The organism is Micromonospora sp. NPDC005171 (assembly GCF_040608575.1).
GTDB lineage: Bacteria > Actinomycetota > Actinomycetes > Mycobacteriales > Micromonosporaceae > Micromonospora.
In genome coordinates, this window is record NZ_JBEXIM010000002.1 from 195,598 (window position 1) to 209,447 (window position 13,850).

The window sequence follows — 13,850 nt, forward strand, 5'->3', positions numbered from 1 at the left end:
CGGCGGGGCTCGCAGTCGGGCCAGCGGGCGGACCAGCAGCCGGACCAGCGGGCGGACCCGCAGTCGGACCAGCGGGCGGGCCGACCTTCCGCTGGGCCAACACCTCAGCGGGGTTCAGCCGTGTCGTCGGGGCATGGCTCGGATCATCCTGGGGATGACCATCGCCGACGCCGGGCAACATGACGATCTCCGTATCAGCGTTGGCCAACCAGTCACCGCCGGGGCTGCGCTGGTCATGCGGGGGTCTGCTCACGCCTTGCGGCCAGAACATTGAAGTGGAACTCCGGAACCGGTGAAGATCGGTTCGGGCGAAGCCATGCTTCGGGCGCTCATCATAGGGGTGGTGCCGACAACGTACACATGGCCGGGCATGGCTGACTTTCGGGTAAGCGGGAAACTAGTTAGCCGGCACCGTTGATACGTCTTCTCGACGGCCGAAACATCTGACATGTCGGTCAGAAGCGCGCGTTGTCACGCACGGAGTTGACCACTCGGCGAATATCATTTATATACGCTGACGGGCCGGTCATCCGCAGCACCAACTGGCGGTCGATGGCACCATCCGGCGAGGAACGCCAGAATGCGACAAGAACAATGCCGTACCTTTCGGCGCCATTCAGCTTAACGGTCTCGGCCAAAACGACATACTGCCCGGCGCTGCGCCATTGCAGCCCCCACGCCTCCTCGGCCTTGCGCAGAGCGACCCGTTGCTCCTCTTTGCAATCGCGGCACTCGCGGACGATCAACTCGCCGCCGACCTCCGAGTTGTCCCCGATCGAGGCGCCGCAGTTGTATTCGACCTGCCCCTCGGCACGGCTGCCCGGGGTGCAGTCCCAGTTGGCCGGCGCCAGGAACTTGATGCCCAGGCCGTCCGGGTCGAGCGTGCGTACCGCCCCGCCCCCGACGAAGGCCGGCCACCTGGGCCAGTCGCCCGGTCGGGGCGGCTCCAGGCCCGGCTGCTGTGGCGGGCTGGTCGGCAACGAGGCCGTTGCGCCGGACTCGGCCACCGCGGTGGGGGCGGGGCTCGCCGTCGTGGGCTCGGACGGCCCCCCGAAGCTGCGCCACGCGACCGCACTCCCACCACCGACGAGCACCACCACCAGGGCGGCGATCCCGACCCAGAGCCCGGTACGGCTCTTGCGGGGCGCAGAGGGACGAATCCGTTGGGTCGGTGAACTGAACGGGTCGTGCGGCGGCGGCACGGCGAAGGTGTCGGGGCTCGGCCCGCTGACCGGGGAAATGTGCGCGGCCGGCGGTGACGAGGTGACCGGCCCGGGCGAGGTGGGTACGCCGGAGACGGAGTGCGGGGCCGCGGAGACCAACTGGCCGGGGATCGGGCCGGACTGCACCGCCCAGGGGGCCTGCGGACCGCCGGAAACGGGCTGCGGCGGACCCGACGCCGGCGGCGCGGACACCGACGGCGGCGCGGAGACGGAAGGCGGCGCGGAGACCGACGGCGGCGCTGACACCGAAGGCGGCGCGGACGTCGGTGGGGCCACCGTCGGGGCGGGGGTGTAGTCGACACCGAGGGCCCGGAACAGTTTCTCGGCGCCGGGGCCCGCCTCGGCCGGGTAGGCCACCCAGGGCGCGGCGGCGGAGAAGTCGGCGTACGTGTAGGGCATCGGATCGGCCGACCGGGCCAGCAGGTCGGCGGCCCCGGCGAACGCCTCACGCCAGCCGGGTGTGGCGGCCACGGCGGCGTCGAGCACCGCAACGGTGACGAATCGGCCGTGCTCGTCGATCGCGGCCCATGCTTTCCCCACCGGAGACCCGCCGAGCGCGTGGGTGTACCTGTAGGGGCCTTCCGGCTGCATGCGCACTCCTCCGTTGAACCGCCGTGCGGATAGTACCGACCGTCGGCCAACCCGGCCTGCCCCGCCCGGGGCGGCCGGCGAGGGCCACTGCCGCTTGCCAGTGAAAGTTCTCATGCATAGAGTCGGCCCATGAATGAAGCAGTTGTCGAGGCACCCGCTGACCGGGTGCTCGACCTGTTCCAGGGGGTGCGGCTCACCCCCACACAGCGCCGGATCGCGCACTGTCTGGTGCAGCACGCCCCCACCGTGGCCTACCTGTCCGCCGCCGAGGTCGCCGAGTTGGCCGGCGTCAGCCAGCCATCGGTCACCCGGTTCGCCGTCGCGCTCGGCCACGACGGCTACCCGGCGCTGCGCCGCCGCCTGCGCGACCTGACCACCGCGACGCCAGGTGGAGCGACGGACGCCGGCAACGAACTCCAGCAGGCGGTACGCGCCGAAATGGACAACCTGGACCGACTGGCCGGTCAGCTCGCCGACCGGGACCGGATCGCTGAGACCGGGCGGCTGCTCGCCGCAAGTCGCCCACTGCCGGTGCTGGGCCTGCGCGCCGCTGCGCCACTGGCCGCGTACTTCGCCTACTTCGCGGCCAAGGTGCACCCGGACGTACGGGTCCTCGACGACGGCGGCAGCCTGCTCACCGACCGACTGGAGCAGGCCGCCGAGGCCGGCGCGTCAGCCGTGCTGGCCTTCGTGCTGCCCCGCTACCCCCGGGAGACCCTGGACGCGCTGCGCGACGCCCGCCGCGCCGGGTTGACAGTGGTGGCGATCACCGACTCGCCGGTCAGCCCGGCCACCGAGCACGCCGACGTGGTGCTCGCCGCCGCTGTCGGCGCGCAGCTCGTCTTCGACCTGCACACCGCCCCGATGACCCTGGCCATGGTGCTGTTGCAGGCGATCTGCGATGCCGCGCCGGCCGACACCCAACGCCGACTGGAGGCGTTCGAAGCCTCCGCGGCCCGCCGACAGTTGTTCCTCGGTTGACCGGAGGAGAACCAGAGATGACCCAGCCCATTCGTGCCGCACGGGGCAGCCAGCTCACCACCCGCGGGTGGCAGCAGGAGGCCGCCCTGCGGATGTTGATGAACAACCTCGACCCCGAGGTGGCCGAACGCCCCGACGACCTGGTGGTCTACGGCGGCACCGGCAAGGCGGCACGGGACTGGCCGTCGTACCACGCGTTGGTCCGCACGCTCACCGACCTGCGCGAGGACGAGACGATGCTCGTGCAGTCGGGCCGCCCGGTCGGGGTCATGCGCACGCACGAGTGGGCGCCTCGGGTGCTGCTGGCCAACTCGAACCTGGTCGGCGACTGGGCGACCTGGCCGGAGTTCCGCCGCCTCGAACAGCTCGGCCTGACCATGTACGGGCAGATGACCGCCGGTTCGTGGATCTACATAGGAACGCAGGGCATCCTCCAGGGCACCTACGAGACGTTCGCGGCGGTCGCCGCCAAGAGGTTCGACAGCACCCTGGCCGGCACGCTGACGCTTACCGCCGGCTGCGGCGGGATGGGCGGCGCGCAGCCCCTCGCGGTCACCATGAACGGCGGCGTGTGCCTGATCGTGGACGTGGACCGCACCCGGCTCGACCGTCGGGTGCACGACCGCTACCTGGATGAGGTCGCCGACTCCCTGGACGACGCGATCGCCCGGGTCCGCGCGGCGAAGCGGGACCGCCGGGCACTGAGCGTCGGCGTGGTCGGCAATGCCGCCGAGGTCTTCCCGGAGCTGCTGAGCCGGGGGGTCGAGATCGACATCGTGACCGACCAGACCAGCGCACACGACCCACTGGCGTACCTGCCGGTGGGGGTGGAGCTGGCCGAGGCCCGGGACTACGCCGCCGCGAAGCCGGCCGAGTTCACCGATCGGGCCCGCGCGTCGATGGCGAAGCACGTCGAGGCGATGGTCGGCTTCCTCGACGCCGGCGCCGAGGTGTTCGACTACGGCAACTCGATCCGGGGTGAGGCGCAGCTCGGCGGCTACCAGCGCGCCTTCGACTTCCCGGGCTTCGTGCCCGCGTACATCCGGCCGTTGTTCTGTGAGGGTAGGGGTCCGTTCCGGTGGGCGGCGCTCTCCGGTGACCCGGCGGACATCGCTGCCACCGACCGGGCCATCCTCGACCTGTTCCCGGAGAACGAGTCGCTGGCCCGTTGGATCAAGCTGGCCGGTGAGCGGGTCGCATTCCAGGGCCTGCCGGCCCGGATCTGCTGGCTCGGCCAGGGCGAACGGGACCGGGCCGGCGTGCGGTTCAACGACATGGTCGCCTCCGGTGAACTCTCCGCCCCGGTGGTGATCGGCCGCGACCACCTGGACACCGGCAGCGTCGCGAGCCCGTACCGGGAGACCGAGGGGATGGCCGACGGCTCCGACGCCATCGCCGACTGGCCGCTGCTCAACGCCCTGGTCAACACGGCCAGTGGCGCTTCGTGGGTGTCCATCCACCACGGCGGCGGCGTGGGCATCGGCCGGTCGATTCACGCCGGGCAGGTGTGCGTGGCCGACGGCACCGCCCTCGCCGGTCAGAAGATCGAGCGGGTGCTCACCAACGACCCGGCGATGGGCGTCATCAGGCACGTCGACGCCGGCTACGAGAGCGCCCGCGAGGTCGCCGACCGCACCGGGGTCCGGGTGCCCATGACGGAAGGGGGACCCGCGTGAGCGCGAGGAGTGCAGCGCAGCGGAGCCCCGCAGTCGCGAACAACAGAGGTGCCGCGTGAGCGACGACCTCTCCGCCCGGTTCCGGGCGCTGTGGGACGAGATCGCGGCGGTCGGGCGGGACGCCGACAGCGGCGGGTATCTGCGGTACGCGTTGACCGAGCCGGAGCGGGAGCTGCGCGCCTGGTTCCGCGCGCAGGCCGAGCACCGTGCCATGCCGGTCACCGAGGACGGCAACGGCAACCTCTTCGCCCACTGGGGTGACCCCGAGGCGTCCGACGCGGTGCTCACCGGCAGCCACTTCGACTCGGTGCCGCACGGCGGGGCGTACGACGGGCCGCTCGGCATCGTCAGCGCGTTCCTCGCCGTGGACGAGCTGCGCGCCGCCGGCGTCACCCCGGACCGGCCGCTGGTGCTCGGTGCCTTCGTCGAGGAGGAGGGGGCTCGCTTCGGCGTACCGTGTCTGGGGTCGCGGCTGCTCACCGGGGCGCTGTCGGCCGAACGCGCGGCCGGCCTGCGCGACGCGGCAGGGGTGAGCTTCGCCGAGGCGCTCGGCGACCGGCCGGCGGGCGCCCGCCCGGAACTGCTGGGCCGGTTCGGCGCGTTCGTCGAGTTGCACGTCGAGCAGGGCCGTGCGCTCGTCGACACGGGCGCGCCGGTCGCGGTGGCCAGCGCGATCTGGCCGCACGGCCGGTGGCGTTTCGACGTCGTCGGCGAGGGCAACCACGCGGGTACCACCCGGATGGCCGACCGCCGCGACCCGATGCTGACCTACGCGTTCACGGTGCTGGCCGCCAACAAGGAGGCCCGGCTGCGCGGCGCGCACGCCACAGTGGGCCGGGTCGCCGTCGAACCGAACGCCACGAACGCGATCCCGTCGAAGGTGACCGGCTGGCTGGACGCCCGCGCCGCCGATCCGGAGACGCTGACCGGGCTTGTCGACGCGGTGCGCGGCAAGCTCGCCGAGCGGGCCCGACGCGATGGTACGACGGTGACGGTCACCGAGGAATCGGCCACCCCGGTGGTCGCCTTCGACGGCGGGCTGGCCGACCGACTGGCCGTGCTGCTCGACGCGCCGGTGCTGCCCACCGGCGCGGGGCACGACGCCGGGGTGCTCGCCGCCTATCTGCCCACCGCGATGCTCTTCGTGCGCAACCCGACAGGGGTGTCGCACTCCCCCGCCGAGGCCGCCACCGACGACGACTGCGCCGCCGGGGTGCGGGCGCTGGCCCGGGTGCTCCAGGAGCTGACATGCCTGTGACACCGACCCGCTGGCTTGCCGAGTACGCGTGGCTGCCGGAACACGCCGAACCCACGCCCGACGTGCTCATCGAGGTCGAGGGTGGCCGGATCAGCGCGCTCACGCCGCTGGTCGGGGCCGGCGGACCGGCCGCCGGGGTCGAGGTGCTCAGGGACGCCACCCGGCTGCCCGGCCTGACCCTCCCCGGTCTGGCCAACGCGCACTCGCACGCTTTCCACCGGGCGCTGCGCGGGCGTACCCACGGCGGGCGGGGTGACTTCTGGACCTGGCGGGACCAGATGTACGCCGTCGCGGACCGGCTGGACCCGGACACCTACCTCGCCCTGGCCCGAGCCGTCTACGCCGAGATGGCGCTGGCCGGGATCACCTGCGTGGGCGAGTTTCACTACCTGCACCACCGGCCGGACGGTGGCGCGTACGACGACCCGAACGCGATGGGCGAGGCGCTCGTGGAGGCCGCCGTGCACGCCGGGATCCGACTCACACTGCTGGACACCTGCTACCTGACCTCCAGCGTGGACGGTCGACCCCTCGCCGGGCCGCAGCGCCGCTTCGGCGACGGTGACGCCGGCCGCTGGGCCGAGCGGGCGGCGGCGTTCCAGCCGGCCGACTCACACGCCCGGGTCGGCGCGGCCGTGCACTCGGTGCGGGCCGTCCCGGCCGATCAGTTGCGCACGGTCGCCGACTGGGCCCGCGAGCGGCAGGCGCCGCTGCACGTGCACCTCTCCGAGCAGCCCGCCGAGAACGACGAGTGCCGGGCCGTGCACGGGCGCACGCCCACCGCGCTGCTCGCCGAGCACGGCGTCCTCGGGCCGGGCGCCACCGCCGTACACGCCACCCACCCCACCAGCGCCGACCTGACGCTGCTCGGTGACAGCCGGACCGGGGTGTGCCTCTGCCCGACCACCGAACGGGACCTCGCCGACGGCATCGGCCCGGCCCGGCGGATGGCCGACGCGGGCGTCCGGTTGAGCCTCGGCAGCGACAGCCACGCCGTGATCGACCTGTTCGAGGAGGCCCGGGCGGTGGAGCTGGACGAGCGGCTGCGGACCCGCCGACGCGGCCACTTCGCGCCGCTCGACCTGCTGAACGCGGCCAGCGTCGCCGGGCACGCCGCGCTGGGCTGGCACGACGCCGGGAGGATCGCGGTGGGCGCCCGCGCCGACCTGGTGACGGTACGCCTGGACAGCGCCCGCACCGCAGGGGTGCCGCCGGTGGGCGCATTCTTCGCTGCCGGCGCGGCGGACGTCGAGCAGGTAGTGGTGGACGGCCGGGTGGTGGTGGCCGAGGGCCGACACCTGACCGTCGACGTGCCGGCCGAGCTGTCAGCGGCCATCGAGGCGGTGACGCCACGGTGAGCGCGAGGAGTGAGCCGACTTTGCGAGCCCCGTGGTCGCGAACGGAAGAGGGCACCGCATGAGTGGCAGCCTGCTGGTCGACAACATCGGGGAGCTGGTCACCAACGGTGCCGGCGAGGGCCCGCTCGGCATCCGCCGCAACGCCGCCGTGCTGGTCGAGGCGGGCCGGGTGGTCTGGGTCGGGCCGTCCGCGTACGCGCCGGCCGCCGACCATCACATCGACGCCGGCGGGGCCGCCGTGCTGCCCGGTTTCGTGGACAGCCACGCCCACCTGGTCTTCGCCGGGGATCGGGCCGCCGAGTTCGCCGCCCGGATGGCCGGTCAGCCCTACACCGGCGGCGGCATCCGGACCACTGTCGGCGCGACCCGGGCCGCCACCGACGACGAGCTGCGGGTCACCGTGCGGCGGCTGCGCGCGGAGGCGCTGCGCCAGGGCACCACGACCATGGAGATCAAGAGTGGGTACGGCCTGACCGTCGCCGACGAGGCCCGCTCGCTGCGGATCGCCGCCGAGACCAGCACCGAGACCACCTTCCTGGGCGCGCACGTGGTGCCCGCCGAGTACGCCGACCGCCCGGACGACTACGTCGGGTTGGTCTGCGGGCCGATGCTGGCCGCCGCCGCTCCGCACGCGAAGTGGATCGACGTGTTCTGCGAGCGGGGCGCATTCGACGTGGACCACGCCCGCGCCATCCTGGCCTGCGGTCAGGCCGCCGGGCTGGGTGTACGGCTGCACGCCAACCAGCTCGGCCCCGGCCCCGGGGTGCAGTTGGGCGTGGAGCTGGACGCGGCCAGCGTCGACCACTGCACCCACCTGAGCGACGCCGACGTGGCCGCGCTGGCTGACACGGCCCACAGCGACGGGTCGGGCACCCGGACGGTGGCGACCCTGCTGCCCGGCGCGGAGTTCTCCACCCGCTCGCCCTACCCGGACGCGCGCCGGCTGCTCGACGCCGGGGTCACAGTGGCGCTGGCGACGGACTGCAACCCCGGCTCGTCGTACACCTCGTCGATGCCGTTCTGCGTGGCCCTCGCGGTCCGCGAGATGCGGATGACCCCGGCCGAGGCGGTCTGGGCCGCCACCGCCGGCGGCGCACGGGCGTTGCGCCGCGACGACATCGGTGTCCTCACCCCCGGCGCGCGGGCCGACCTCGTCGTCCTCGACGCGCCGTCACACCTGCACCTGGCCTACCGGCCCGGTGTCCCCCTGATCCGCCAGGTAATACGCAACGGAGTACCGCAATGACGAACGTGACCATCCAGCCCACCGGGATCACCGCCGACGACGTGCTCGCGGTGGCCCGCGGCACCGCCACGGTCGTCCTCGCCCCGGCCACCATCGACGCGATGGCGACCAGCCGGGCCATCGTGGACGGCATCGAGTCGTCGGGCCGTCCCGTCTACGGGGTCTCCACCGGGTTCGGCGCGTTGGCCAACACCTTCATCGCACCGGAGCGGCGGGCCGAACTGCAACACGCGCTGATCCGCTCGCACGCCGCCGGGGTGGGCGCCCCGATGCCGCGTGAGGTGGTCCGGGCCATGATGCTGCTGCGGGTCCGTTCCCTCGCCCTGGGCCGTTCCGGGGTCCGGCCGCTGGTCGCGGAGGCCCTGGTCGACCTGCTCAACCACGACATCACCCCGTGGGTGCCGGAGCACGGCTCGCTGGGCGCCTCCGGCGACCTCGCGCCGCTGGCGCACTGCGCGTTGGTGCTGCTCGGCGAGGGTTGGGTGCTCGGCCCGGCCGGTGAGCGGCAGGACGCGGCCGACGCGTTGACCGCCGCCGGGCTCAAGCCGATCGAGCTGGCCGCCAAGGAGGGGCTGGCGCTGATCAACGGGACCGACGGCATGCTCGGCATGCTGCTGCTGGCCATCCACGACGCGGCGCACCTGTTCGCCATGGCGGATGTGACTGCCGCGCTGGCCATCGAGGCGATGCTCGGCTCGGAGCGGCCGTTCCTGCCCGAGCTGCACGCGATCCGGCCGCACCCCGGTCAGGCGGCGTCGGCGGCGAACATCCACCGGCTGTTGCAGGACTCCCGGGTGATGGACTCGCACCGCGACGACCTGGCGCACGCCGTGCAGGACGCGTACTCGATGCGCTGCGCGCCGCAGGTGGCCGGCGCCGCCCGGGACACCCTGGACTTCGTCCGCACGGTCGCGGCCCGGGAGCTGGTGTCCGTTGTGGACAACCCGGTGGTGCTGCCGGACGGCCGGGTCGAGTCGACCGGCAACTTCCACGGCGCGCCGCTCGGCTTCGCCGCGGACTTCCTCGCCATCGCCGCCGCCGAGGTGGGTGCGATCGCCGAGCGGCGGGTGGACCGGCTGCTCGACGTCACCCGCTCCCGGGAGCTGCCGGCGTTCCTCTCCCCCGACGCCGGGGTCAACTCCGGGCTGATGATCGCCCAGTACACGGCGGCCGGGATCGTCGCCGAGAACCGTCGGCTGGCCGCCCCCGCCTCGGTGGACTCGCTGCCCACCAGCGGCATGCAGGAGGACCACGTCTCGATGGGCTGGGCGGCGACCAAGAAGCTGCGGACCGTGCTGGACAACCTGACCAGCCTGCTCGCGGTGGAGCTGCTGGCCGGCGTACGCGGCCTTCAGCTGCGCGCCCCGCTGGAGCCGTCCCCTGCCGGCCGGGCAGCCGTCGCCGCACTCGGTGCGGCAGCCGGCGAGCCCGGCCCCGACGTGTTCCTCGCCCCGGTGATGGAGGCGGCCCGCGCCGTCGTCGCCGGGCCGGAGTTGCGCGCCGCCATCGAACGAGAGGTCGGCCCGCTGGGCTGATCTCCGTCGGGTCGCTGTCGTCCGCCGCGGGTCAGGCGGCGGGCGGCAGCACCTTCTCGCCCGTCAGGCGGCGGGCGGCAGCACCTTGGCGACCAGCTTCGCCAGCTCGCGCAGCGCCTTGCCACGGTGGCTGATCGCGTCCTTCTCGGCGGGCGTCAGCTCGGCGTTGGTCCGGTCCTGCCCGTCGCCCAGGAAGATCGGGTCGTAGCCGAACCCGCCGTCGCCGCGCGGCGCGCGCAGCACCCGCCCGGACTGCCGGCCGTCGACGAGGTGCTCCTTGCCACCGGGCAGCACCAACGCCACAGTGCAGACGAACGAGGCGGCCCGCTGCTCGTCCGGCACGTCGGCGATCTGGTCCAGCACCAGCTGAAGGTTGGCCCGGTCGTCCCCGTGCTGGCCGGACCAGCGGGCGCTGAACACCCCCGGCATGCCGTTGAGCGCGTCGACCGCGAGCCCGGAGTCGTCGGCGATGGTGGGCAGCCCGCTCTGCCGGCAACCCTCCCGCGCCTTGATCAACGCGTTCTCGCCGAAGGTCAGGCCGGTCTCCGGCAGCTCCGCGTACTGCTCGACGTCGTCCAGCCCGAGCAGGGCGATCCGGTGCGCGCCGAGCGCGCCGTCCAGGATCCGCTGAAGCTCGACCAGCTTCTTCCGGTTACGGGTGGCGAGCAGGACCTTGTTCATGCTGAATCACCTTCGTTCGCGACTGCGGGGCTCGCAAGCTCACTCCTCGCGCTCACCGCGACACCTTTGTTCGCGACTGCGGGGCTCGCAAGCTCACTCCTCGCGCTCACCGCGACACCTCTGTTCGCGACTGCGGGGCTCGCAAGCTCACTTTCCGCGCTCACGCGAGTGCCTTCCGCTGGGCTTCGGCCAGATCCGCGCAGCCGGCAACGGCCAGGTCGAGCAGGGCGTCGAGCTGATCGCGGGCGAACACGCCCGCCTCGCCGGTGCCCTGCACCTCGACGAAGTCGCCCGCGCCGGTGCACACCACGTTCATGTCCACCTCGGCGGCGACGTCCTCCTCGTAGCAGAGGTCGAGCCGGGCCTCCCCCGCGATGATCCCCACGCTGACCGCGGACACCGAGCGGTGCATCACCTTCTCCGGCTTGCCGGCCAACGACTTCCGGGCGGCAAGCCAGCCCACCGCGTCGTGCAACGCGACGTACGCACCGGTGATCGCGGCCGTGCGGGTGCCGCCGTCGGCCTGGAGCACGTCGCAGTCGAGCACGATCGAGTTCTCGCCGAGCGCCTTGAGGTCGATGCTGGCCCGCAGGCTACGGCCGATCAGCCGGGAGATCTCGTGGGTACGGCCACCGACCCGGCCCTTGACGCTCTCCCGGTCGGAGCGGGTGTTGGTGGCCCGGGGCAGCATCGCGTACTCGGCGGTCACCCAGCCGAGCCCGGAGCCCTTGCGCCAGCGGGGCACCCCCTCGGTGACGCTTGCCGTGCAGAGCACCCGGGTGCCGCCGAACTCGACGAGCACCGAGCCCTCCGGATGGGTGCTCCAGCCACGGGTCACTGTCACCGGTCGAAGTTGAGAGGGCCCTCGCCCGTCAGGTCGCGCCATCCCTGCACCCTATGCGGTGCGGCGATCCACCTCGCTCGGGGTGCCCCGGAGAACGTCCGCGCCGTGCACACCGAGGAACCCGGCCACCGCGGCCGGCCAGCCGAACTCCTCGGCCCGCGCCCGGGCGGCCCGCCGCCGCTGCGTCTCCGGCCGGGCCGCCAGGCGGCGCACCGCCGCCGCCATCGACACCCCCGAGCCGTACGCCGCCAGCCCGGCCTCGCCGACCACCTCGGGCAGCGCGCTGGCCGCGTTGACCATCACCGGGGTGCCGCAGGCCAGCGCCTCCAGGCCGGCGAGACCGAAGGTCTCCACCGGGCCCGGCGCCAGCACCACGTCCGCGCTGGCCAGCAGCGCGGCCACCGCGGCGCGGTCCGGCAGGAAGCCGGTGAAGGTGACCGGCAGCCCGGCCGCCCGCCGGGCCAGCGCGCCGCGCAACGGGCCGTCGCCGGCCATCACCAGCACCGCCGGTACGCCCGCCCGGCGCAGCTCGGCGAGGGTCTGCACCGCCAACTCCGGCCGCTTCTCCGGTGACAGCCGGGCGCAGTGCACCAACAGCAGTTCGGTGGCATCGGCGTACCCCTCGCGTAGCCGCGGGTCCGCCCGGCGTGGGGAGAAGGTGTCCAGGTCCACCCCGAGCGGCACCAGGTGCACGTTGTCGGCGCCGATCCGGTCGAACTCCTCGGCAGCCCACCTGGTCGTACAGATGATCCGGTCGTACGCCCGACTGGTCGCCCGGTTGAGCCGGTCCGCGATCGGCCGGCGCACCGCGTCCGGCACCCCCCACTGGCCGAGCAGCCCGGTCAGCGACTCGTGCGACACCATCACCGACGGCACCCCGTGCGCCCGCGCCCACCGGCCCGTCCAGCGCAGTGACGACCGGTCGGAAACCTCCAACCGGTCCGGTGCCAGGTCGGTGAGGAGCCGGGCCAACCGGCGTCGGCCGGCCAGCAGCCGGTAGCCACCACTGCCCGGCATCTCCGGCCCGGGCACTGTGACCAGCCGCCCCCACGGGTACCGCTGGTCGGCGGCCCGCTGACCGGGTATCACCAGCACCGGATCGTGCCCGGCCGCCCGGTAGCCCGCTCCGAGGTGCCGCAGCGCGGTGCGCAGGCCGCCGGAGCGTTCCGTCACGAAGTTGGCGACCCGTACGATCCGCAGCCCGTTGGTAGCCCCGGTCACGAGGCGACCGGCAGGCCGACGGTGGCCGCAACGGCGCGTACCGCGCGGTAGTGCCCGATCAGCTCGTCGCCGACCGCCGCCCAGCTGCGGCGACTGACCGCGACCCGGGCGGCCAGGCCGTAGGCCCGCCGCCGGTCGGCGTCGCCGGTCAACTCGGCCACCGCCGCGGCGAGCGCGTCGCCGTCGTTCGGTGGCACCAGCAGCCCGGTCACACCCTGGTCGACCAGGTCGACCGGCCCGCCGCTGGCCGGCGCCACGACCGGCACCCCGGAAGCCAGCGCCTCCTGGATGGTCTGTCCGAAGGTTTCGTGTGGCCCGGTGTGCACGAACAGGTCCAGGCTGGCGTAGAGCCGCGCCAGGTCCTCGCCCTGCTGCACGCCCAGGAAGGTCACCCCGGGCAGTTCGCGGGCCAACTGGCGGTGGGACGGGCCGTCGCCGGCCACCACCACCCGCACCCCGGGCAGTCGGGACGTCGCCGCCAGCAACTCCACCCGCTTCTCCGGGGCGAGCCGACCGACGTAGCCGACCAGCAGCTCACCGCCGGGCGCCAGCCGGTCCCGCAACGCCGCACACCGCTTGGCCGGATCGAAGCGAACGGCGTCCACACCGCGCCGCCACAGCCAGATCCGCTGCACCCCGTTCGCGATCAGGTCGGCGGCGGCCCGGGTGGAGGGGGCGAGGGTGCGCTGCGCCGAATTGTGGATCTCGCGGATCCGCCGCCAGGCCGCCGCCTCACCCCAACTCACCCGGTACGCCCGGGCGTACGCCGCCACATCGGTCTGGTAGACGGCCACCATGGGCAGCCCGTTCCGGCTGGCCAGCGTGGCCGCCCGGGCGCCCAGGACGAACGGACTGGCCAGGTGCACCACGTCCGGCTCGGCCGAGAGCAGCGCCCCGGCCAGTCGGGCGTTCGTCGGTACGCCCAGCCGGAAGCCCTGGTAGCGGGGCAGCGGCACGCTCGGAATGCGCACCACCGGGTACGGCAGCCGGTCGATGCCCTGCCGGCCGCCGGACGGGGCGGGCGCGATGACCACCGGCTCATGGCCGCGATCGAGCAGGTGCTCCGCCGTCCGCACCACGGAGTGCGCGACGCCGTTCACGTCCGGTGGGAACGACTCAGTCACGATGGCGATCCGCATGCCCACACCGTGCGGGTGCCACGGGTGCGCCAGACGACGGTCCGCTGACCGGCCGGCGAACAGTACGGCACAACCCCGCGGCCCGGCCTCACGAACC

11 protein-coding genes are annotated in these 13,850 nt (G+C 73.6%); 6 read left to right on the forward strand and 5 right to left on the reverse strand.

The window, feature by feature from the left end; genetic code table 11:
- Positions 1-455 precede the first annotated feature (455 nt).
- The gene (locus ABZU74_RS04845; RefSeq protein ID WP_355418576.1) at positions 456-1,814 is read right to left on the reverse strand and encodes a hypothetical protein; all 1,359 of its coding nucleotides are present in this window, start codon (positions 1,812-1,814) and stop codon (positions 456-458) included.
- Positions 1,815-1,943: 129 nt separating this feature from the next.
- Here ABZU74_RS04845 and ABZU74_RS04850 point away from each other — a divergent pair, with 129 nt between their 5' ends.
- The 6 genes from ABZU74_RS04850 to hutH are packed head-to-tail and all read left to right on the forward strand — an operon-like array spanning position 1,944 to position 9,868.
- Positions 1,944-2,795: a MurR/RpiR family transcriptional regulator gene (locus ABZU74_RS04850; RefSeq protein WP_355418578.1), complete on the forward strand. Its 852-nt coding sequence runs from the start codon at positions 1,944-1,946 to the stop codon at positions 2,793-2,795.
- A gap of 17 nt (positions 2,796-2,812) precedes the next feature.
- On the forward strand, positions 2,813-4,471 hold the full coding sequence (gene hutU, locus ABZU74_RS04855) for a urocanate hydratase (RefSeq protein ID WP_355418580.1): 1,659 nt from the start codon (positions 2,813-2,815) through the stop codon (positions 4,469-4,471).
- A gap of 55 nt (positions 4,472-4,526) precedes the next feature.
- Positions 4,527-5,729: an allantoate amidohydrolase gene (locus ABZU74_RS04860; protein ID WP_355418582.1), complete on the forward strand. Its 1,203-nt coding sequence runs from the start codon at positions 4,527-4,529 to the stop codon at positions 5,727-5,729.
- Positions 5,720-7,087, forward strand: a complete 1,368-nt coding sequence (locus ABZU74_RS04865; protein ID WP_355418584.1) for a formimidoylglutamate deiminase — start codon at positions 5,720-5,722, stop codon at positions 7,085-7,087. Before ABZU74_RS04860 ends, ABZU74_RS04865 begins: the two co-directional genes overlap by 10 nt.
- A gap of 58 nt (positions 7,088-7,145) precedes the next feature.
- Positions 7,146-8,333, forward strand: a complete 1,188-nt coding sequence (gene hutI / locus ABZU74_RS04870; RefSeq protein WP_355418586.1) for an imidazolonepropionase — start codon at positions 7,146-7,148, stop codon at positions 8,331-8,333.
- Positions 8,330-9,868 (forward strand): histidine ammonia-lyase, encoded by a 1,539-nt coding sequence (gene hutH / locus ABZU74_RS04875; RefSeq protein WP_355418588.1) that lies wholly within the window; start codon positions 8,330-8,332, stop codon positions 9,866-9,868. The genes hutI and hutH overlap by 4 nt, the downstream gene beginning before the upstream one ends.
- A gap of 63 nt (positions 9,869-9,931) precedes the next feature.
- On the opposite strand, the gene rdgB is transcribed toward hutH, so the two are convergent.
- The 4 genes from rdgB to ABZU74_RS04895 all read right to left on the reverse strand — a co-directional run bounded on the left by rdgB (position 9,932) and on the right by ABZU74_RS04895 (position 13,753).
- Positions 9,932-10,549, reverse strand: coding sequence for an RdgB/HAM1 family non-canonical purine NTP pyrophosphatase (gene rdgB / locus ABZU74_RS04880; protein ID WP_355418590.1), 618 nt, complete (start codon positions 10,547-10,549; stop codon positions 9,932-9,934).
- Between the two features lie 160 nt (positions 10,550-10,709).
- Entirely contained in the window at positions 10,710-11,435 is a 726-nt protein-coding gene (rph, locus tag ABZU74_RS04885; RefSeq protein ID WP_355418592.1) for a ribonuclease PH, read from the reverse strand.
- 9 nt (positions 11,436-11,444) lie between these two features.
- A complete protein-coding gene (locus ABZU74_RS04890) occupies positions 11,445-12,614 on the reverse strand; it encodes a glycosyltransferase (protein ID WP_355418594.1) in 1,170 nt (389 codons plus the stop codon).
- Positions 12,611-13,753, reverse strand: coding sequence for a glycosyltransferase family 1 protein (locus ABZU74_RS04895; RefSeq protein WP_355418596.1), 1,143 nt, complete (start codon positions 13,751-13,753; stop codon positions 12,611-12,613). The genes ABZU74_RS04890 and ABZU74_RS04895 overlap by 4 nt, the downstream gene beginning before the upstream one ends.
- Positions 13,754-13,850: the final 97 nt, after the last annotated feature.

What these genes read in the sequence shown, in the direction of transcription:
- hutH (WP_355418588.1), top strand. Translation starts at nt 8,330, where the DNA reads ATGACGAACGTGACCATCCAGCCCACCGGGATCACCGCCGACGACGTG.
- ABZU74_RS04865 (WP_355418584.1), top strand. Translation starts at nt 5,720, where the DNA reads ATGCCTGTGACACCGACCCGCTGGCTTGCCGAGTACGCGTGGCTGCCG.
- rph (WP_355418592.1), bottom strand. Translation starts at nt 11,435, where the DNA reads ATGGCGCGACCTGACGGGCGAGGGCCCTCTCAACTTCGACCGGTGACA.
- ABZU74_RS04845 (WP_355418576.1), bottom strand. Translation starts at nt 1,814, where the DNA reads ATGCAGCCGGAAGGCCCCTACAGGTACACCCACGCGCTCGGCGGGTCT.
- hutU (WP_355418580.1), top strand. Translation starts at nt 2,813, where the DNA reads ATGACCCAGCCCATTCGTGCCGCACGGGGCAGCCAGCTCACCACCCGC.
- rdgB (WP_355418590.1), bottom strand. Translation starts at nt 10,549, where the DNA reads ATGAACAAGGTCCTGCTCGCCACCCGTAACCGGAAGAAGCTGGTCGAG.
- ABZU74_RS04895 (WP_355418596.1), bottom strand. Translation starts at nt 13,753, where the DNA reads ATGCGGATCGCCATCGTGACTGAGTCGTTCCCACCGGACGTGAACGGC.
- ABZU74_RS04850 (WP_355418578.1), top strand. Translation starts at nt 1,944, where the DNA reads ATGAATGAAGCAGTTGTCGAGGCACCCGCTGACCGGGTGCTCGACCTG.
- hutI (WP_355418586.1), top strand. Translation starts at nt 7,146, where the DNA reads ATGAGTGGCAGCCTGCTGGTCGACAACATCGGGGAGCTGGTCACCAAC.